Origin of the sequence: Nostoc edaphicum CCNP1411, from assembly GCF_014023275.1 — a bacterium.
Lineage (GTDB): Bacteria > Cyanobacteriota > Cyanobacteriia > Cyanobacteriales > Nostocaceae > Nostoc > Nostoc edaphicum_A.
This window is the reverse complement of the sequence record NZ_CP054698.1, coordinates 2870762-2889927: the sequence shown is the minus strand read 5'-3', so window position 1 is coordinate 2889927 and position 19166 is coordinate 2870762. Positions and strand designations below refer to the sequence as shown.

The window sequence follows — 19166 nt, the reverse complement described above, 5'->3', positions numbered from 1 at the left end:
TTTCTTAACTTTTATTTGCCAAAACCTTTACCGCGAGAGGTTGAAGGTAGACAAATGCAGTTTTCGAGTTGACTAATTAAAGCCTCACGATCTAAATTTTGACCAATCAGCACTAATTGGTTTTTCAATTTACCTTTCCATTCATCATCATCTAAGGTGAAGCGTTTACCGCAAAGGTGGAAAATATGACGCTTCGGACTTTCGTCAAACCACATAATTCCCTTCGCTCGGAAGATATTTGAGGATAGCTGGTTATCTAAGAAATACTGAAATTTCCTAATAGAAAAAGGCTTGTCACTTTGGAAAGATATGGAAGTAAAACCATCATTTTCTAAATGGTCAGAATGATGGTGATGATCGTGATGGTCATGGTCATGGTCATGGTCGTGATGATCGTGACCGCATGTTGAGTGATCGTGATCATCATGATCGTGATGGTCGTGTTCATCCACCACTGTGTCAAAATATTTATCTGACTCAAACAGACCAACACTCAAAATTAAAGGAAGTGGCACTTGCGATCGCGTAGCACGAATAATTCTTGCCCCTTCCTTAACTTCGTTGATTTTTCTTTCTAACTCATTCAAAGTGGCTTCATCAACTAAATCAGTCTTGTTCAGCACAATGACATCACCATAGGCAATCTGGCTGTATGCTGCCTCAGAGTTAAATAAATCTAGGCTGTAATTCGCCGCGTCTACTACGGTAATAATCGAATCCAAGCGGGTTAAATCCCGCAATTCTGTGCCCAAGAATGTTAACGCTACTGGTAGCGGATCTGCCAATCCAGTTGTTTCCACTACTAGATAATCTAGATTTTCTTGGCGTTCTAAAACTTTGTAAACTGCATCTACTAAATCATTATTAATAGTGCAGCAGATACAACCATTACTTAGCTCCACCATGTTCTCACCAGTGGAAACAATTAGCTCGTTGTCGATGCCAATTTCACCAAATTCATTCACTAGAACAGCGGTTTTTAAACCCTGTTGGTTGTTGAGGATATGATTAAGTAAAGTCGTCTTGCCACTACCGAGGAAACCCGTAATGATTGTTACTGGCATTCCTTGTTTGGGCGTATCCATTGCGGAAGAGTCGGGTGTAACTGCTGATTGCATAGCGCTGTTATCAAATAGTCAAAAAATAGTAATGTAGCGCAGATAGTCCAGAAAACACTAGCATAGGGATGCTGGACTGTCATCCCAGCTGCCTTACCCTATTATTACGTATCTCCTTATTTCAGCATTACTCTGTTATGACCCTAACCCTTTACAATACCCTCACCCGTCGTCAAGAACCGTTTGAAACAGTCGAACCAGGCAAGGTTAAGATGTATTACTGCGGCGTGACGGTATACGACTACTGCCATTTGGGTCATGCGAGAGCTTGCATTGTTTGGGACGTAGTACGCCGATACCTCCAGTTTATCGGTTATGAAGTCCGATATATCCAAAATTTTACTGATATTGATGACAAGATTCTGAATCGATCGCGGCAAGAACATTCATCAATGGAAGCTGTAGCCGATCGCTTTATCAAAGCATATTTTGAGGACATGGCGCGATTGGGAATCAAAGAAGCTGATGAGTATCCCCGTGCTACCCATACGATGAATGGTATTCAGCGATTAATTCATGAGTTGGAAAATAAGGGTTTTGCTTACCCTGCTGATGGCGATGTGTATTATGCAGTGCGCCAGTTTGCTGAGTATGGCAAGCTTTCTGGACGCAAGTTAGAAGATATGCAAGCGGGGAAAAGCGATCGCGTCAACATCGAAGATCCAGAATATCAGAAAAAGAAAGACCCCTTCGATTTTGCTTTGTGGAAAGCAGCAAGACCAGGAGAACCAGCTTGGGAATCACCTTGGGGTGCAGGTCGTCCGGGGTGGCATATAGAATGCTCGGCAATGGTGCGCGATCGCTTGGGTGATACCATAGACATTCATGCTGGTGGTGCTGACTTAATTTTTCCCCACCACGAAAACGAAATTGCCCAATCTGAGGCTGTAACAGGAAAACCCTTAGCGCGTTACTGGTTACATAACGGCATGGTGAAAGTAGATGGTGAAAAAATGTCCAAATCTTTGGGCAACTTTACCACTATTCGAGACTTGCTGGATCGAGGAGTTGACCCGATGGCGGTGCGGTTATTCGTGCTAACTGCTCAATATCGCACACCCATAGATTTTACCGACGAAGCGATCGCCGCAGCAACCAACGGTTGGCACACCATTAAAGAAGGTTTACTCTTCGGCTACCAATACGGCAAAAAACTAGGTTGGGATTTAGGGACTGGGAATATCCCAATACCCAGTACCCAATACCCAGTACCCAATCCCTATATTGAACGCTTCCAAGAATTTGTGAATAACGACTTTAATTTTCCTGGTGGGTTAACAGTGCTGTTTGAATTAGCCAAAGAACTGCGCCGTGAGGGGCATATTCTTGTGCATGAAGGGAAAACCGAAACTTCCCCTGAGGAGTTACAGCGTCAATGGCAAACTATCGTCACATTAGCTGGAGTTTTGGGTTTAGAAGCTGAGATAGAAGCCGAAACTGACAAGAGTAATGGTTTAAGCGATGTGGAAATTGAAGCGAAAATTCAGCAAAGGCAAGAAGCACGTAAAGCCAAAAATTTTGCCGAAAGCGATCGCATTCGTGACGAACTTCAAGCAGAAGGTATTACGCTAATTGATAGCCGTGATGGCACGCGCTGGCATCGGAATTAGAAGTGACTGGGGACTGGGGACTAGGAATTAAATTCTTCTCTATGCCCCATGCCCCATGCCCAATGCCCATTACCCAATTCCTTAAATTATGTGGTCTGAACTTAGAAAAACGATCGCTAGTTTCGATATTCCTGCTGATTGGATTGGTATTAGAGCCGTAAAGGAAACTTCTACTACCCGTTTAGTCCGCGACGCCTTACCCCAAGTAAACGGCAAATCCTTCACTGTCGGAGCCATGCTGGAAGTTTTGGTAAATGGCTGTCTGGGTTATGCAGCAACTAACTCTCTGGAACTGTCTTCCCTCCAAGCTGCTGCCCAAACTGCCTATAACCAGGCACTAGCAGCCAGTGAATGGTGGATACATCCCTTCCGTGAAAGTGAGCGTCCTAAAGTTGTTGGTGAATATAAATCTCCATTTATTGAATCATTGGATTCTCTGAGTCCTGGAGAAATCAACGATTTACTGGTTCGTATTTGCCAAACGTTGAAAGTTGACGACAAGATTGTGCAAACCATAGCCAGTGCTAGCACAACCGAAAAAGAATCTTGGTTTGTCAGCAGCAATGGCTCAGAAGTCTATCAAAAAATACTATCTATCGGCACTCATTATGGAGTAACTGCTCAAGATGGAGCAATTGTACAGCAGCGTAGTAACAACGGCTCGCAAGCAAACTGTTACCAAGGTGGACTAGAACTTTTACAACAAGAAAACTTATGGCATCGGGTACGGCAAATTGGCGAACAAGCAGTAGAACTTTTAACAGCAGAAGAATGCCCAACCACCCGCACCAATTTAGTTTTAGCGCCAGACCAAATGATGCTGCAAATCCATGAAAGTGTCGGGCATCCCATAGAAATTGACCGAATTTTGGGAGATGAGCGTAACTATGCTGGGGGCAGCTTTGTTAATAAAAATGATTTTGGCAACCTAGTATATGGTTCGCCACTGATGAATATTACTTTTGATCCTACTGTCCCAGGTGAATTTGCCAGCTATGGCTTTGATGATACGGGTGCTGTAGCAACAAAGGAATATTTGGTTAAAGAAGGTGTACTCCAACGTGGGTTAGGCAGTCTAGAGAGCCAAGTCAGGGCAGGTGTCGCAGGAGTTGCTTGTGCCCGTGCTTCCTCATGGAATCGGCCAGCAATTGATCGCATGGCTAACTTGAATTTAGAGCCTTTAAACGGCACTTTTGAAGACATTATTGCCGGGATCGAACACGGCGTTTATATGGAATCTAACCGCTCTTGGTCAATTGACGATCGCCGCTACAAATTTCAATTTGGTTGCGAGTACGCCAAATTAATTGAAAACGGCAAACTCACTAAAACCCTTCGTAATCCTAACTATCGCGCCACAACACCAGAGTTTTGGCATAGTTTAATTAAAGTCGGAGATGCCACAAACTGGCAAATGTATGGTACTCCTTATTGTGGTAAAGGAGAACCAAATCAGGCTATTTCGGTAGGACACGGTTCACCTGTTTGTGTATTTGCTAATGTCGAAGTTTTTGGTGGAGGAGTTTAGATAATTCGTAATTCGTAATTCGTAATTCGTAATGACGCTCTGTACGAGACGCTGCGCGAACGAATACTCGCTCACGTAATTCGTAATTGCGTCATCCCATCTACCTATTCCCTTTTAATATTTAATATCTATGAAAATTGAGGAATTATCTGCATTAGAAGTCAGCTTTAATCGACTGATTGAAAGTCTGTTGATCAAAAAAGCAGAAAATGAACAATTCACTGTGAGACTTAGCAGTGAAATAAGTCAATTTACTCGTTTTAATCATGCTAAAGTCCGACAAACTGGTTGTGTTGCTGATGGTTGGATAGAACTGACTTTGATGAAAGATCAGCGCAATAGTGTTCGGCAGTTTCCCTTTACTGGAAATTGGGAGGTAGATTGGCAGTTAGCATATACTGCTTTACAAGAACTACGTGACGAACTTATTCTATTACCAATCGATCCATATCTAGTTTTACCATCAGGAAATAATACCAGTAGAGAAATACATTCTGGGAATTTATTGGCGGCAGAAGCAGTAGTGCCAACTGTGCTAGAACTAGTTGCTGGATTAGATTTTACAGGTATATATGCAGGGGGAGTAGTAATTAAAGCTTATGGTGATTCTAGTGGTCAAAAACACTGGTTTGCTACTGATTCTTTTACATTAGATTATTCTCTATTTTCCCCATCTGAACAAGCCGTTAAGGGCACATTTGCAGGGAGTGATTGGGATGAATCTGCTTATATAGCCAAAATTAGCGAAGGCAAAAAGCAACTCGAATTGCTTGCTCGTCCAGTTAAAGAATTGCCACGGGGACAATATAAAACTTATTTTGCACCTGCTGCTGTTGCAGATTTATTACTAATGCTTTCTTGGGGAGCAGTAAGCGAAGCTGATATCCAACAAGGAAATAGTGCTTTAGCAGCTTTATCGCGTCAAGAAAAACAACTGTCTCCAAAATTTAGTTTGAAAGAAAACTTTCAACGCGGATTAGTACCACGATTTAATGAATTGGGAGAAATAGCCGCACCGGAGTTACCTGTAATAGAAAAAGGACATTTGGTAAATACTTTGGTGAATTCTCGAACTGCTAAAGAATATCAAAAAATTGCCAATGGTGCTAATGGTTCAGAGACTTTACGAGCGCCAGAAGTGAGTCCGGGAAATTTAGAATTTGAACAGATTCTTCCGAGTTTAGATACAGGATTATATGTATCAAATTTGCATTACTTGAATTGGAGCGATCGCCACACTGGTAGAATTACAGGTATGACTCGTTATGCTTGTTTTTGGGTAGAAAATGGAGAAATTATCGCACCAATTGAAAACTTACGTTTTGATGAAAGTCTCTATCGCTTCTGGGGAGAAAATTTAATAGATTTGACTACTTTTCAAGAATTTATTCCCGAAGTAGGAACTTACGAAAGTCGCCAACTTGGAGGTAGTTTAGTTCCTGGTATGCTGGTGAAAGATTTTACTTACACCCTATAATCCAATACGGTTCGGTTAAGGCAAGAGACGCGATAAATCGCCGTCTCTACAAAGGACTGATTCTTGTAAAGACGGCAATAATTTTTCCCCATCTCTCGTTAAAACCTCTATCTTTTTTTACCAGGAGGTGAATTGCGCTGGGTGAGGTTATCAATTTGTAATTGTTGCCTTCCGTTGGTGATAATTCGCAACATCTCTTTGAGATCCTGCTCAATATTTCCCAAAATGCCATCGGCATAAGCATCAGCACCATCTTCAATTTCTTGAGCGTGAGCGATCGCAGTTTGTCGCATTTGCTCTAACTCTTGTTGACAAGCATACCGCTTGCGGTCAATCTCGGCGAGGGTTTCTTGCATTATTCCCTCACACTCTTGTTGCACCTGTCGCCGCAGTTGTTCAGCTTCCTGTTCTGCGTGTTGAATAATATCGCTTTCAGCTAAAATTTGCGCTCTTTTTGCTTGTGCGGCCTCAACAACCTGCTGTCCATACTCTTCCGCCTCTAGCAGAATTTCATCCTTTTGTTCTAGAATCGCTGCTGCTTCTTGAAAAAGTGATGGTAAAGCAAGCCGGATGTAATCAAGCTGATCTAGCAGCTTTTCTTCATCTATGAGTGTGCGTCCCGTCAGCGGAATCCTGAGACTAGAGAGAACCATTTCCTCTAGGCGGTTGAGTTCCTGCTGAATATCTATGCTTCCCTCTCCACCGAGATGCTCTTGAGGGGGGGGATTGCTTCCGTTGAGATTGGGGTCAACATTGGAGATTTGTGATTGTAGCATTGGTATATATCTAGGGCAATGTGTGGAGGAACGAGATGATCGATAGAGCCACCAAACCTTGCAATCTCTTTTACCACACTACTACTTAAAAAACTATACTCATTTGAGGTTGCAAGAAAAACTGTTTCTATTTGGGTAGAAAGAGTTTTATTGGTGTGAGCCATTTGCAGTTCCACTTCAAAATCTGACACAGCCCGTAAACCCCGGAGCAAAACTTGTGCTTGTCGCATTTGAGCATAGTTGACGGTAAGACCATCAAAGCTGTCTACTTCTACATTCGGTAGATGTTGTGTAGAATGACGGATCTGCTCTAGCCGTTGCTCCACGCTAAAAAGTGGCATTTTGTTGGGGTTCCGCAGTACAGCGACAATCACCCGCTCAAACAGGCGACTACCGCGCTGAATGAGGTCTAGGTGTCCCAAAGTGATGGGGTCGAAGCTACCAGGATAAATAGCTATCACAATTTTAAATATATCAAAGTTGTTTAAGTGATTATATCGAAACCGTTTTGTGTAACTTAATCAAATCTACCATCTTGCGCTCTGAGTAAGGATACGAAACTCAATTGTTTTATGACACAAGTTATGCTCAACTAGGCGTTAGGAACTAGACTCCTAAATATGAATACTGAATTTTTACCTACGTCCCTACAATGTTGTGGAGGATTGAAGTGTAGTTCTAGTATTCAAAACCCAAAAAACTCCGTACTTAGCAAAGTGCGCGGGTAGTTAACAAACTTTTCTAGGTAATTTTTCATGGTACTGGATCTTTCCATCTTACCTTTGGCGTTTCAATTTACTTCTCCAGGGCCGATTTTGCTGAAAATAGGGCCACTAACTATCCGTTGGTATGGCTTATTGATTGCTACAGCAGTGTTAATTGGCGTCATCCTTTCCCAGAATTTGGCAAAGCGCCGCAATGTTAATCCTGAGTTGTTAGGTGATTTGTTCTTTTGGTTATTAATTGGGGCAATTCCTGGCGCACGGCTGTATTACGTTTTCTTTGAGTGGCCCAAATATGCTTCAACTCCAGAAAAAATCTTTGCGATTTGGGAAGGAGGTATTGCTATTCACGGAGCTATTCTTGGTGGCGTTTTGGCTGCGTTAATCTTTGCCAAAATCAAGCAGGTTTCTTTTTGGCAACTAGCAGATTTAGTAGCGCCTTCGCTGATTTTAGGTCAAGCGATCGGACGTTGGGGCAATTTCTTTAATTCTGAAGCTTTTGGTGATCCTACTGATTTACCCTGGAAGCTGTATATTCCACCAGACCATCGTCCTCTAGAATATGCTAGTGCTGATTACTTTCATCCCACCTTCCTCTACGAATCTCTGTGGGATTTAATGGTGTTTACGCTACTAATAACGTTGTTTTTCCGGTCTTTAGCCGGTAAGCCACGTCTGAAGGTAGGCACACTATTTCTAGTTTACTGGCCAGCTTATAGCTTAGGACGCTTGTGGATTGAAGGCTTTCGCACTGATAGCTTGATGCTGGGGCCATTACGCATGGCACAAGTAGTGAGTAGTCTGGGAATTTTATTGGGATTAGTTGGATTAGCTTGGCTTTACTTACTCAAACGCCCTTTACCCGATGTCGTTCCTACTTCTAAGGTAAATGGAGAGAGTGGCAGATGAGGGGAATGGGGAGTGGGGAGTGGGGAGTGGGGGAGAGGATGAATGACTAATGACAAATGACTAATGACAAATGACTAAAAAATAAAAAATGCCCCAGAGTATTCTCTAGGGCTTAACCAGGGTGCATCTACCATTACTATCTACTAGGGAAAGAGGGTGAATCCGGAAAGATACTGAAGAATTTGCCAAAATATTTTTTGAGAGATTGCCATGTGTGCTTATAAAAGTGAATATACAGAAAGTCTAAGCTATAAAAAAACACTATACGCTGTAGAACCATCTGTGTATATTGTCGGAGCAGGCCCCGGAGATCCTGATTTATTAACGGTGAAAGCGCAGAAACTACTGGCTGCTGCTGATGTAATTTTATTTGCTGATTCTTTAGTACCCGAACAGATTTTAGAACTTTGCCGAAAAGATGCGGAGATAATTAGGACTGCGAATCAGACTTTAGAAGAAATTTTGCCGATTATGATCGATAGGGTGCGATCGCAACACAAATCTCTAGTCCGGCTCCATTCTGGCGATCCTAGTCTCTACAGCGCCATCCACGAGCAAATGCACCTCCTCGCAGAGGAAGATATTCCTTTTGAAGTTATACCAGGTATCAGCGCCTTTCAAGCCGCTGCTGCCAAACTCAAAATAGAACTAACTGTCCCTGGTTTAGTTCAAACCATTATTTTGACTCGCATCAGCGGACGTACAGAAGTCCCCGCCACTGAAGAATTAGCAACTCTTGCAGCACATCAGGCTAGTCTTTGTCTGTATTTGAGTGCGCGTCACGTCGAAAATGCCCAAGCTAAATTACTCGAACACTATCCAGCCGAAACCCTCATTGCAATTTGCTTTCGCATCGGATGGCCCGATGAAAAAATCAGGGTTGTCCCTCTGAATGAAATGGCAGACTGCACTCATGAAGAAAAACTAATTCGCACTACACTTTATATAATCAGTCCAGCACTTTCGCCGGCAAGAGGGCGATCGCGTTTATATCATCCTGAACATAATCACCTATTTCGCTCGTCTCATAACTAAATGGTGGGAATTGGGTATTGGGCATTGGGGCATTGGTATTTATTCTCCTTGTCCCCCTCATCTCCCTATTGCCTCTGCGTTTCGGTAAACTTAACAATGTAATAAAATCCAAAATTCCAATTCAGTACTATGCCATTAATTAAAGTGCAAACTTCTGCTGAATCTCCTCAAAAAGCTGAAATTGAGTCAATGCTTTTAAACCTATCAGCCAAGTTAGCAAAACATTTGGGAAAACCAGAATCCTATGTAATGACTGCTTTTGAGCCAGGAATTCCCATGACTTTTGCAGGGAATACAGACCCGGTTTGCTACATTGAAATTAAAAGCATTGGCACAATGAAGCCAGACCAAACCGCAGCAATGAGTCAAGACTTTTGCCAGCAGATTAACCAAACTCTCGGTGTGCCGAAAAATCGCATTTACATAGAGTTTGCAGACGCCAAGGGTGCAATGTGGGGCTGGAATGGCACAACCTTTGGTTAATTCCCTCATCTTCTTTGGTCAAGACTAACTTGATCTGGCAGGTGTAGGATAGAGATTCAACACCAACTCGTGATTTTTTTATGTCTGCTACGCCTCTTGTATCTCAGGTTGACTCACACAACCCAGAAAAATCAGAATTAATCTCTCCCCTTCTCGGTGCTTCTTTGGCGGAGTTAACTGCTTGGGTGCAGCAGCAAGGACAACCTACTTACAGAGGAAAGCAGCTGCATGAATGGATCTATGACAAGGGAGTGCGATCGCTATCTGATATTTCTGTCTTCTCCAAACAATGGCGTGCAGAATTAGCAGAAGTTCCCGTAGGGCGCTCAATTTTACATTACCGCTCTGAGGCTCCCGATGGTACAGTCAAATATCTTTTACGATTAGCAGACGGTCAAATTATTGAAACTGTTGGCATCCCCACCTTCGCAGAAAGGGGAGATGGCCCAAAATCCCGTCTGACAGTTTGTGTTTCTACTCAGGTGGGTTGCCCAATGGCGTGTGATTTCTGCGCTACTGGTAAGGGAGGCTACAAACGCAACCTAGCACGGCATGAAATTGTTGATCAGGTGTTGACTGTGCAAGAAGATTTTCGGCAACGGGTTAGCAATGTCGTATTTATGGGACTGGGTGAACCTTTGTTGAATACTGAGAATGTCCTAGCAGCATTGAAATCTCTAAATCAAGATGTCGGTATAGGACAGCGATCGCTTACAGTTTCTACAGTTGGTATTCGCGATCGCATTCGTCAGTTCGCGCAAAACAATTTGCAAATCACTCTGGCTGTGAGTCTTCACGCACCCAACCAAGCACTACGCGAAAAACTCATCCCCAGCGCCCGCGCCTATCCTCTAGAAGATTTACTGGCTGAATGTCGGGAATATGTGGAAATCACTGGACGCCGCGTTACCTTTGAATATGTTCTTCTCGCGGGTGTTAATGATCTACCAGAACATGCATTGGAACTTTCAAAATGTATGCGAGGATTTCAAAGTCATGTGAATTTGATTCCTTATAATCCCATTCAAGAAGTAGACTATAAACGCCCCAACCGCGATCGCATTGAAGCATTTGTCAACGTCCTCAAGCAGCAAAATACTGCCGTTAGTGTGCGTTATTCTCGTGGTTTAGAAGCCGATGCTGCTTGCGGGCAATTGAGAGCCAGTAAGAATTAAACAAGCTCAGAGGTCAGCAATTGCTCCAAAAAGACCTCGGTAAAAATTGTTATATTAAGGTTAAGCGATCGCTAAAACCAATCTATAACAATTGACGAGATAATTCTATGTGGAATCGCTCATTGATTCTTAAATTCTGGCTATTAGTGATTGTTCTTGCAAAAGCTTTGCCAATGAATTCTGCTGCATACGGACAAATAATTCAGACAAATCCTCAGCAACCTGAATTATTTCAAGAAAGAATGAGACAACAACAAGAGGAGCAAATTCAACAAACACAAGAGAAATTGAAGGAAACATGGCTACGCCTAAACCTTCAACAGCCCCAACAACAACAACAACAGAAAATACAACAGCAAGAATTTACACGACAACGGCAAGAACTAATACGCCAGCAACAACTGAGAATACAACAACAAGAAACAAGACTACAACAGCAAGAATTTACCCGACAGCAACAACTGAGGATACAACAGCAACAACTCAGACAAGATCAACAAATTAGACAACAGCAAGAATTGAGATTAGAACAACAGAGACGACAGCAACAACTAAGACAACAGAATAACAAGCTGTGAAGTGTTCAAAATTTCAGATAAATAACTTTATCAATAAGAATTCTGTAGGAGTTGATGCAATACGGTTCGGTTAAGGCAAGAGACGCGATAAATAGCTGTCTTTATAAGAATCAGTCCTTTGTAGAGACGGCGATTTATCGCGTCTTTGCGATTAGGGTTTAAAACCTAGACCCTGATGGGCGAAACGATGATTAAATATTCTTCCTTATTAAAACTCTATCCATAAAGGGATAGAGTTTTCTGTATTCTTAAAAATTAGAGAAAACATTCTCAAATTTTCAATTTATCTTATCTAGCGGGTGCATGAATACCAGGGGCATAAGCCTCAATCACTTTGCCGGTGCGAGTACAACTAATCATTAAGTAATCACAACTTGGGCATTGTGTGCGAGTTAATTGGCTATCAGAAATATAGTAACGCTCTGCATGACTACCACAATTTGGGCAGTAAATCTTTTGTACTGTCTGCATTTTAAAACCCCTGGTTGTAATTATTTTTTATTTGGTAAAGCTACAAGTTAAACCCGTAAAAATTCTGGTTCGACCCAACTTAACAAACTGCTGTAATATTGGTTGATTATTTTAAACAAAATTTCAGGTTTGAAAACTTTTCGATATCTTGATCTATTATCCTAGAATCTAAGTGATTTTACTCTCCTACTTTAGATACATAAATTATTTTTTATTTAAATGCTGCTTAGAGATTTACTGATCCCCATGATTAATGCCTTGAGAGAGCCTTGTTTATAGTCATTTCAGACGAATACAAAAAAAGCCGTTCTTGTATTCAAAAATTAAAACCCATAAATTACTGTATCTTTAGCCACAAAATCTCTATCTTAAGATTTAGTTAATATTTGCCGGCAATATTTTTTATTGAAAGCAACGGGAAACTCTATCCCCTTGTGGGCAACTACGGTGCACACACAAGTCCTGAAAACCTAGCTTAATAAGACTTTTCGTGTTTCCTCGTTCCCATACTCTGCATGGGAATGCATTCATTGAGTCAGAGACTCAATATCTGACTAGAGGCAGCAGCCCTAATAACCCATTCCCATGTAGAGTATGAAAACGAGATAAACGAGAGAACAAAGAGAAATCAATCGAGCTTTTTTAGACTTGTGTGTACACAGTCGCTTGTGGGTAGAGAGGGATAGTCACCTTATCGCTTGGGGAATTGGGCATTGTTAAGAAGGCAGAAGACAGGAGGCTCAGTCGGAATCCCCATAAATAAATTTAGGGGATTTAATAAGGACGTATTTTTCCTTGCGCTGCGCGTCTCGGAAAAAATATTTTTATTTTGTTTCATAAATAAATTTACTTGCTCTAAACCCTTTTGGCAGAGGGCAAAAATTGTATTTTCTTCCTTCTGCCTTCAGCAAGAACTGCCCTCTGCCTTTCTTCGGTAACTTCTTCCCCATCCCGCAAGTGGCGTGGATTTTTTCATCCTAAACTGGATATTGCTGTGTGATTGCTATCTTCATTTGGTAGGGGTAAATTGTACTTATCATAGAGAACTTTTATATGTCTGCTAAACTGTTCCTCGACAAAATAGCTGCTAGAAAATTCACTTGCAAAAGAAACCTGGTGAAAGTGATAATCTATATTCAGCAAGTTGTAGACAAGTCTTAAGAAATAATCATCTATCCAAAAATCTAGATCAAATAGTGAAATACCATATTTTCCTTCCAACCTGCGATTTAAAGTTTTCAGTAACCAAGACCATTGAGGTTTGAGAGTCGGATCGATGCGATTACCAAATACAGGATTAAAAAACTGATTTACTTGAGTTGTTCTCACATCAATTACTTTAGTTAATAAATCTGCCGCATTGATTGGAGATGAATTAAACCAATAGTTCGCAACTACTAAATCATGTAAATAAGCAACTACAATTTTAGGATTTTCTTTAATGAACTGTGAGCGACAAACAATTCCTCTAATTGATGGAATTCTTAAACTAATTGTTTGAGATAAAGGCAGCTTTCTCACAAAAGTATAAGCTTCTAAAATGGAGGCAAAAGTATGACAACATACGTAAGCATCTATAGTTTTATTCGCCAAGCTCTTACTTGCTTTCCGAGGATCTTCATTCACTAACCTACAATCTTTACTGACATCCAGATCATAGAGATCAAAAAGAGTAATGATGAACCTATGAGCATTTGAACCAAATAAGGTAGAAATTCGTTTACCTTTTAGATCCTGGACAGTATTTATAGAAGAATCTTTGTGTAGAACAATATTTATATCTTGACCCAAAATATTATACGAAGCAATCCCAATTAATTTAGAACCAAAACTTAAATCATCAAAGAATTGACTACCATTATTCAAGAGAGAAATATCATCTAAAATACAAATATCTAGTTCTCCACGTTTCATCTGTCGGTTCATTTGTTCCCCAGAAGCAAACGGCAGAATTTGTAACTCGAAATCTCGATTAATTTCAATATTTTTGAACATAGCCTGTTCAAGTGATGAGGCTTTCTGTAAATCAGAAATATACTTAGTCCCATATCCAGCAATAAACTGTCCTATGGAATCTCTCTGAATACCTATCCTAAGAACATTTTCTTCTTTGGGAGAACAGCTACCTAAAAATAGATTTACGTTGGGCAAACTTTCTAAATTATCTGGATCTAGTCTAAAACTTCTTACCAAGCTCTCTGCGGATATTAACAATTCACTAAATCGAGGAACATGAAGATAAATTCCATATTCATTAATATCTTGAATCGGAAAAGTTAAAACTTGGTATTGAGATATGATATCAGCTTGACAAAAGTCGGGTAAAATCGTTAGCTTTTGATTTTTGTCAGCGTATTTTAGTACATCTTGATAACTGTGTAGAACTTGTACACCGCTTAATTTGTTCATCAAAAACTCATTTTTAGATAGTTCCTGATGAACCTCATCTAAAAGCACAATATCAGTCAGGTCGATATCATTTATTTTAACTAGGCTATGCTCATTGAGATATTTACTTGCCCCAAAGGAAACCAACAGCATTTTATGAGTTTTTAATCTAGTGCAATGGTGTTCTTCTTTGTATCCAGCGCAACTGTTGAGCAAGAGATCCATTTCTAGGAGTTGAGAATTGGAAAAAAATCTATTATTTTTAACCGTAATTTCTTTAAGATTTCTACCTGGAAAACAAAGCTGAAATCGCTGCAAATATTGTTTGAGCCAGACTTCTAAAATTAAACTAGTAGCTCCCAATATCAAATCTTCGCCTTCAGCGCTAAATGTTGCCTGAAATTCTTCTTGCAGATTTTCTACAGTTTCTACGACATTAAGTGTCTGGGAAATCAATTTCCTGCCTTTATTAGTCAAGCATATAGAGCCAGGTGAGCGATTTAGGAGAATTACTCCGAAATAATCCTCTATTTGTTTGACTTTTTTACTAATTAGCGCTTGACTATAACCTAGTTTTTGTGCCGCTTTAGAGAAGCTACCACAGTCATCTACTGCTTTTAAGATTTTGAGGTGATTTAGGGTAATATCTTCGAGTTTAATCTTATTCATGCTAGGTGAGGTAAGATTTTAATTACAAGGTAATTAAGCTACTCTGCTGTCTATATTCGGAAATAACTAGTTTGTGGAAGCGAATAGTGTCTTCTAACATAGATTCAAATTTCAGTACTATTAAGTCAACGCCAACGGCTTCGTATTCTTTCAGGCGTCGAATAACAGTATAGCGATCGCCAACCAGTTGAGCAGATAAACCGAGATTGGCTTCAATGGTTTGACTGATGTCTAGTTTGTTGTGGGCGACTACATTCGGATCGATTTGCTCTTGAAAGTACTTAATCTGCTGCTGATCGGCAGAACGGTAAATCGCTTCTAATCTGTCTTCGGCTTGGGAAGTATCTTCACCAACGATCGCAAAGGCACTCATTGCTACTTTAATCTGACGACCATAGCGATCGCTAGCTAATCTTTTCACTTTCTGCACCAATGCTGCCGTTTTCTCAGGATCATCAGCGTTGATAAATAGATAATCTCCCAGACGAGCTGCTAGGTTAATTGCCCGATCTGATTCCCCAGCAATGAAAATGGGTGGTGTTGGTGTCGGCTGATCTGCGAGAATACCACCCTTAATAGTGTAGTATTTGCCAATATAATTAAAGCCTTCGACTGTCCACAGCCCCTTGATTACATCAATATACTCTTCTAATCGGGCGTAGCGATCGCTGTGAGGTAGCCAGATATCTCCATAGCTTTCTACTTCTAATTTCCACCAACCTGCAATACCACTGAGAGCAAATCTGCCTTTACTCAGTTGATTTTGAATGTTTGCACTCAAATTGGCAACCACCGCAGGCAGTTTAAAACCAGGTTGTACGGCTGCAACAATCTTGATCTTCTTGGTGTTCAAACTTGCTAAAACTGCTGTAATCCAAGCGTCAGCGACATTATATTTAGGCCCATGAACTGCATTTAAGTAATGTTCCGGAATGTAATAGAAGTCATAACCTAACTCGTCTGCTTGAACTGCCAGTTTTACCAAATCTTGGGTGGATAAATTAGCCTCATGGTTGACAACGCGCAACCATCCACCGCAGACCGGCGACCAAATTCCAAACTGAAGTGTCATAAATCTTTTTCCTGTGCCTTTTTTTACGAGACATTCAATTAACTACTATATCTATATCTTTTTACCGTTGTTTAGTAGCTCACACTACCACATTTATTTCTGCCATGTATAGTTGCAGATGACAGATGAGAAGCATTTATTTATCACGATATGGAATAGTGTCGATACTTTGTCGAGTCTGATTCCTGATTGCTTTGAATGAATTAGGATAACAGCCAGCAAGTATAAAAAATAATTAAATACACAGGGAAATTGGGCAGTATTCCAAAATGGAATATGGAAATGGAATTTAAGTATATCGAGTCACGACATCAGAAAAACCGTTGTGATAAAGTCTGATTCATTAAAACTACGGTAGCACAGTCGAGTTATGGTATATTGTCACCATCAAAGAATTGTCTACTTGTAAACTAAAAGCAGTTTGCAACCAATCTCAAGCTTTCGATTTTGACTAAAATTTTGCTCTATCAAGTTTCAGCTGATTTGTTAGTGATGACAAATTAGATTTTGTTGCTTCACTTGCAAACTTAGATAAATAACCAAGCAATTTCAATTACAAACGCACAATTATGGTAGATATTAAGTTCGCGTACTGGATTCCCAACGTCAGCGGTGGGTTAGTTGTTAGTAAAATTCCCCAACGCACAGATTGGACTTACGAATATAATGCTCAACTAGCTCAGACAGCTGAAGAAGTTGGATTTGAATATGCTCTAGCACAAGCCAGATTTATCGCTAGTTATGGCGCTGAGTACCAGCTAGAGGCACTTACAACTGTGTCGGCTCTGGCTCCTGTCACCAAGAAATTGAAGTTGATTGCAGCAGTTCACCCTGGATTGTGGCATCCGGGAGTAGTTGCCAAAATCGGTGCAAGTATTGATTTTCTCTCTAACGGTCGGTTTGCTCTAAATGTAGTTAGCGGTTGGTTCAAAGACGAATTCACTATATATGGTGAACATTGGTTAGACCATGACGAACGATATCGTCGTTCAGAAGAATTTATCCGCGTTCTCAAGGGTTTGTGGACTGAGGATGAATTTCACTTCAAGGGCGACTTTTACCGCATTAACGGCGGTTGGGTGAAGCCTAGACCAATTAATCAGAATCCCCACCCGGAGATATTCCAAGGTGGTAACTCCAAAGCAGCGCGGCGGATGGCTGGCCGCGTCTCCGATTGGTATTTCATGAATGGTAACACCATAGAAGGCGTGAAAGAGCAGATTGCAGAGGTATCTGAATTAGCGAGTCTTGAAGGACGCACAATTAAGTTTGGTTTGAATTCCTTTATCATCGTGCGAGATACGGAAGCAGAAGCCCATGAAGTATTGCGCGATATTATTGCCCAAGCCGATGTAGAGGCGGTGAAGGGATTTGGCGAAGCCGTGAAACAGGCGGGATCTTCTACTCGTGAAGGTCAGGGAATGTGGGCGAATTCCAATTTTGAAGACTTGGTGCAGTATAACGATGGCTTCCGATCGGGTTTGATTGGCACGGCTGAACAAGTAGCTGAAAAGATTCGCCAGTTCCATGCAGTGGGAGTCGATCTAATTCTTGGTGGCTTTTTACACTACACGGATGATTTGCCTGCATTTGGTAAGACAGTAATACCAATTGTGCGCGAACTTAAATCTAATCGTCGGACAGCTGATGAGTTGGTTGTGGTGTAAACAGGAGGCAGAAGATGGATTGTTTATATCTGATTTGGAGTCTAGCGTTCTGTACCTCATTGACTTGCAAACTCCTGTACTTTGTTGGTTTTGTAGATTGAAGCTGTTATCTAAAACAGCTACATCCACTCCTACAGCAAATACCAACGCTTACTACAAGTTCAAATTCGAAAAAGAACTCTACGTATCTCTGCTCAAATAAATATATTTTGCGTTGTCTCATATTAGTGGCGATTATGAGTCACTCAATCACAAGCAAGGAGTTTTACCATGACATCAGTAATTAATACTGACCAGAAGGCGCATATTATTCGGGATGACAAAGAAGCGATCGCGATCGCTCACGAATTAGCAGCGGAGTTTGCCAAAGGAGACTCAGAGCGCGATCAAACTCGGCGTTTGCCTGCTGAGGAAGTGGAAAAGTTTTCCCAGAGCGGATTGTGGGGAATTACAGTTCCTAAAGAATACGGCGGTGCTTTTGTCTCAAGTGCCACCCTCGCAGAAGTAGTTAAAATCATTTCCGAAGCTGACTCTAGCCTCGGTCAAATTCCTCAAAACCACCTCTACATGGTGGAAGCAGTCCGGTTGGATGGTACGGATGAGCAGAAAAAGTTCTTCTTTGATTTGGTTCTACAAGGTAAACGCTTTGGTAACGCCTTCTCGGAAATTGGCACTAAGTCTGTGAACGATGTGCAGACAAAATTAACACCAGATGGATCTGACTTCGTACTCAACGGACGCAAATATTACTCTGCTGGGGCACTATTGGCACATTGGGTTCCTGTGATTGCCAGTAATCCAGATGGTAAAACAGTGGTGGCATTTGTCGAAAGAGATGCCGAAGGATTAACCCTACTTGATGATTGGACAAGCTTCGGACAGCGTACCACTGCTAGCGGCACTACCATTATTGAAAATGTGAAAGTTAAGTCAGAACACGTGATTCCGCACTATTTAGCCTTTGAGCGGGCCACACCAATGGGTGCGATCGCGCAAATCATTCAAGCTGCTGTAGACGTGGGAATTGCTAAAGCCGCAGTCCGTGACACCATCCACTTTGTTCGTAACTATACCCGCCCTTGGGTTGACAGCAATTTAGAAAAAGGCTATGAAGATCCGCTGACACTATATAACTTAGGCAATGTCCAAATTCAGGTTCACGCTTCTGAAGCATTGCTGCGTCGTGCAGGCGAATTTCTTGACGTTGCCAACGAGTCAGGCTTAGAAGAACCCAAGGTAGTTGAGGCATCGATCGCAGTTGCCGAAGCCAAAGCTTTAGCCACCGAAGCAGCTTTACTAGCTACCAACAAATTGTTTGAACTAGCAGGTACTAAATCCACATTGGAAGAATTCAACTACAATCGCCACTGGCGAAATGCCCGCGCTCACACACTCCACGATCCCGTGCGTTGGAAGTACTACGCTGTTGGTAACTACTTCCTGAATGGTGTCTATCCCCCGCGCCATCCTTGGTTGTAATTGCAGCAT

Annotated in this window: 16 protein-coding genes; 10 read left to right on the top strand and 6 right to left on the bottom strand. The window is 41.4% G+C overall.

All coding sequences use genetic code 11. The annotated features are described in order from the left end of the window. Nucleotides 1-11 precede the first annotated feature (11 nt). Nucleotides 12-1118: a CobW family GTP-binding protein gene (locus tag HUN01_RS14490; RefSeq protein ID WP_181931869.1), complete on the bottom strand. Its 1107-nt coding sequence runs from the start codon at nucleotides 1116-1118 to the stop codon at nucleotides 12-14. A 137-nt stretch (nucleotides 1119-1255) separates the two neighbouring features. On the opposite strand from HUN01_RS14490, the gene cysS reads away from it, so the two are divergent. From cysS to HUN01_RS14475, 3 genes are all read left to right on the top strand, one after another. Beyond that, nucleotides 1256-2728: a cysteine--tRNA ligase gene (gene cysS, locus HUN01_RS14485; RefSeq protein WP_181931868.1), complete on the top strand. Its 1473-nt coding sequence runs from the start codon at nucleotides 1256-1258 to the stop codon at nucleotides 2726-2728. A gap of 88 nt (nucleotides 2729-2816) precedes the next feature. Continuing rightward, entirely contained in the window at nucleotides 2817-4256 is a 1440-nt protein-coding gene (locus HUN01_RS14480; protein ID WP_181931867.1) for a TldD/PmbA family protein, read from the top strand. Between the two features lie 130 nt (nucleotides 4257-4386). Next, nucleotides 4387-5733, top strand: coding sequence for a TldD/PmbA family protein (locus tag HUN01_RS14475; RefSeq protein ID WP_181931866.1), 1347 nt, complete (start codon nucleotides 4387-4389; stop codon nucleotides 5731-5733). A gap of 107 nt (nucleotides 5734-5840) precedes the next feature. Here HUN01_RS14475 and HUN01_RS14470 read toward each other — a convergent pair whose 3' ends face one another. After that, entirely contained in the window at nucleotides 5841-6509 is a 669-nt protein-coding gene (locus HUN01_RS14470; RefSeq protein ID WP_181931865.1) for a DivIVA domain-containing protein, read from the bottom strand. Next, a complete protein-coding gene (gene coaD, locus HUN01_RS14465; RefSeq protein ID WP_181931864.1) occupies nucleotides 6419-6970 on the bottom strand; it encodes a pantetheine-phosphate adenylyltransferase in 552 nt (183 codons plus the stop codon). Before coaD ends, HUN01_RS14470 begins: the two co-directional genes overlap by 91 nt. A 294-nt stretch (nucleotides 6971-7264) precedes the next feature. Between coaD and lgt the strand changes: the two genes are divergently transcribed. The 5 genes from lgt to HUN01_RS14440 all read left to right on the top strand — a co-directional run bounded on the left by lgt (nucleotide 7265) and on the right by HUN01_RS14440 (nucleotide 11411). Continuing rightward, nucleotides 7265-8140 (top strand): prolipoprotein diacylglyceryl transferase, encoded by an 876-nt coding sequence (gene lgt, locus HUN01_RS14460; RefSeq protein WP_181931863.1) that lies wholly within the window; start codon nucleotides 7265-7267, stop codon nucleotides 8138-8140. Between the two features lie 210 nt (nucleotides 8141-8350). After that, nucleotides 8351-9175 (top strand): precorrin-4 C(11)-methyltransferase, encoded by an 825-nt coding sequence (cobM, locus tag HUN01_RS14455; protein ID WP_181931862.1) that lies wholly within the window; start codon nucleotides 8351-8353, stop codon nucleotides 9173-9175. Nucleotides 9176-9304: 129 nt separating this feature from the next. Continuing rightward, nucleotides 9305-9658, top strand: a complete 354-nt coding sequence (locus tag HUN01_RS14450) for a phenylpyruvate tautomerase MIF-related protein (RefSeq protein WP_181931861.1) — start codon at nucleotides 9305-9307, stop codon at nucleotides 9656-9658. An 80-nt stretch (nucleotides 9659-9738) separates the two neighbouring features. After that, nucleotides 9739-10833, top strand: a complete 1095-nt coding sequence (gene rlmN, locus HUN01_RS14445; protein ID WP_181931860.1) for a dual-specificity RNA methyltransferase RlmN — start codon at nucleotides 9739-9741, stop codon at nucleotides 10831-10833. A gap of 107 nt (nucleotides 10834-10940) precedes the next feature. Continuing rightward, a complete protein-coding gene (locus HUN01_RS14440; protein ID WP_181931859.1) occupies nucleotides 10941-11411 on the top strand; it encodes a hypothetical protein in 471 nt (156 codons plus the stop codon). Between the two features lie 288 nt (nucleotides 11412-11699). Here the strand turns inward: HUN01_RS14440 and HUN01_RS14435 are convergent, their stop codons facing one another. From HUN01_RS14435 to HUN01_RS14425, 3 genes are all read right to left on the bottom strand, one after another. Then, entirely contained in the window at nucleotides 11700-11882 is a 183-nt protein-coding gene (locus HUN01_RS14435) for a replication restart DNA helicase PriA (RefSeq protein ID WP_084227354.1), read from the bottom strand. 972 nt (nucleotides 11883-12854) lie between these two features. After that, nucleotides 12855-14939, bottom strand: coding sequence for a LysR family transcriptional regulator (locus tag HUN01_RS14430; RefSeq protein WP_181931858.1), 2085 nt, complete (start codon nucleotides 14937-14939; stop codon nucleotides 12855-12857). Between the two features lie 22 nt (nucleotides 14940-14961). Continuing rightward, nucleotides 14962-16011 carry an LLM class flavin-dependent oxidoreductase gene (locus HUN01_RS14425; protein ID WP_181931857.1) on the bottom strand — a complete coding sequence of 350 codons (1050 nt, stop codon included), beginning with the start codon at nucleotides 16009-16011 and terminating at the stop codon, nucleotides 14962-14964. A gap of 569 nt (nucleotides 16012-16580) precedes the next feature. Between HUN01_RS14425 and sfnG the strand changes: the two genes are divergently transcribed. Both sfnG and HUN01_RS14415 read left to right on the top strand, forming a co-directional pair. Next, nucleotides 16581-17678: a dimethylsulfone monooxygenase SfnG gene (sfnG, locus tag HUN01_RS14420; protein ID WP_181931856.1), complete on the top strand. Its 1098-nt coding sequence runs from the start codon at nucleotides 16581-16583 to the stop codon at nucleotides 17676-17678. A gap of 270 nt (nucleotides 17679-17948) precedes the next feature. After that, nucleotides 17949-19157, top strand: a complete 1209-nt coding sequence (locus tag HUN01_RS14415) for an SfnB family sulfur acquisition oxidoreductase (RefSeq protein WP_181931855.1) — start codon at nucleotides 17949-17951, stop codon at nucleotides 19155-19157. Nucleotides 19158-19166: the final 9 nt, after the last annotated feature.

Excerpts from the sequence above, each read along its gene's own strand:
- HUN01_RS14490 (WP_181931869.1), bottom strand. The coding sequence starts at position 1,118 with ATGCAATCAGCAGTTACACCCGACTCTTCCGCAATGGATACGCCCAAA.
- cysS (WP_181931868.1), top strand. The coding sequence starts at position 1,256 with ATGACCCTAACCCTTTACAATACCCTCACCCGTCGTCAAGAACCGTTT.
- HUN01_RS14480 (WP_181931867.1), top strand. The coding sequence starts at position 2,817 with ATGTGGTCTGAACTTAGAAAAACGATCGCTAGTTTCGATATTCCTGCT.
- HUN01_RS14475 (WP_181931866.1), top strand. The coding sequence starts at position 4,387 with ATGAAAATTGAGGAATTATCTGCATTAGAAGTCAGCTTTAATCGACTG.
- HUN01_RS14470 (WP_181931865.1), bottom strand. The coding sequence starts at position 6,509 with ATGCTACAATCACAAATCTCCAATGTTGACCCCAATCTCAACGGAAGC.
- lgt (WP_181931863.1), top strand. The coding sequence starts at position 7,265 with ATGGTACTGGATCTTTCCATCTTACCTTTGGCGTTTCAATTTACTTCT.
- cobM (WP_181931862.1), top strand. The coding sequence starts at position 8,351 with ATGTGTGCTTATAAAAGTGAATATACAGAAAGTCTAAGCTATAAAAAA.
- HUN01_RS14450 (WP_181931861.1), top strand. The coding sequence starts at position 9,305 with ATGCCATTAATTAAAGTGCAAACTTCTGCTGAATCTCCTCAAAAAGCT.
- rlmN (WP_181931860.1), top strand. The coding sequence starts at position 9,739 with ATGTCTGCTACGCCTCTTGTATCTCAGGTTGACTCACACAACCCAGAA.
- HUN01_RS14440 (WP_181931859.1), top strand. The coding sequence starts at position 10,941 with ATGTGGAATCGCTCATTGATTCTTAAATTCTGGCTATTAGTGATTGTT.
- HUN01_RS14435 (WP_084227354.1), bottom strand. The coding sequence starts at position 11,882 with ATGCAGACAGTACAAAAGATTTACTGCCCAAATTGTGGTAGTCATGCA.
- HUN01_RS14430 (WP_181931858.1), bottom strand. The coding sequence starts at position 14,939 with ATGAATAAGATTAAACTCGAAGATATTACCCTAAATCACCTCAAAATC.
- HUN01_RS14425 (WP_181931857.1), bottom strand. The coding sequence starts at position 16,011 with ATGACACTTCAGTTTGGAATTTGGTCGCCGGTCTGCGGTGGATGGTTG.
- sfnG (WP_181931856.1), top strand. The coding sequence starts at position 16,581 with ATGGTAGATATTAAGTTCGCGTACTGGATTCCCAACGTCAGCGGTGGG.
- HUN01_RS14415 (WP_181931855.1), top strand. The coding sequence starts at position 17,949 with ATGACATCAGTAATTAATACTGACCAGAAGGCGCATATTATTCGGGAT.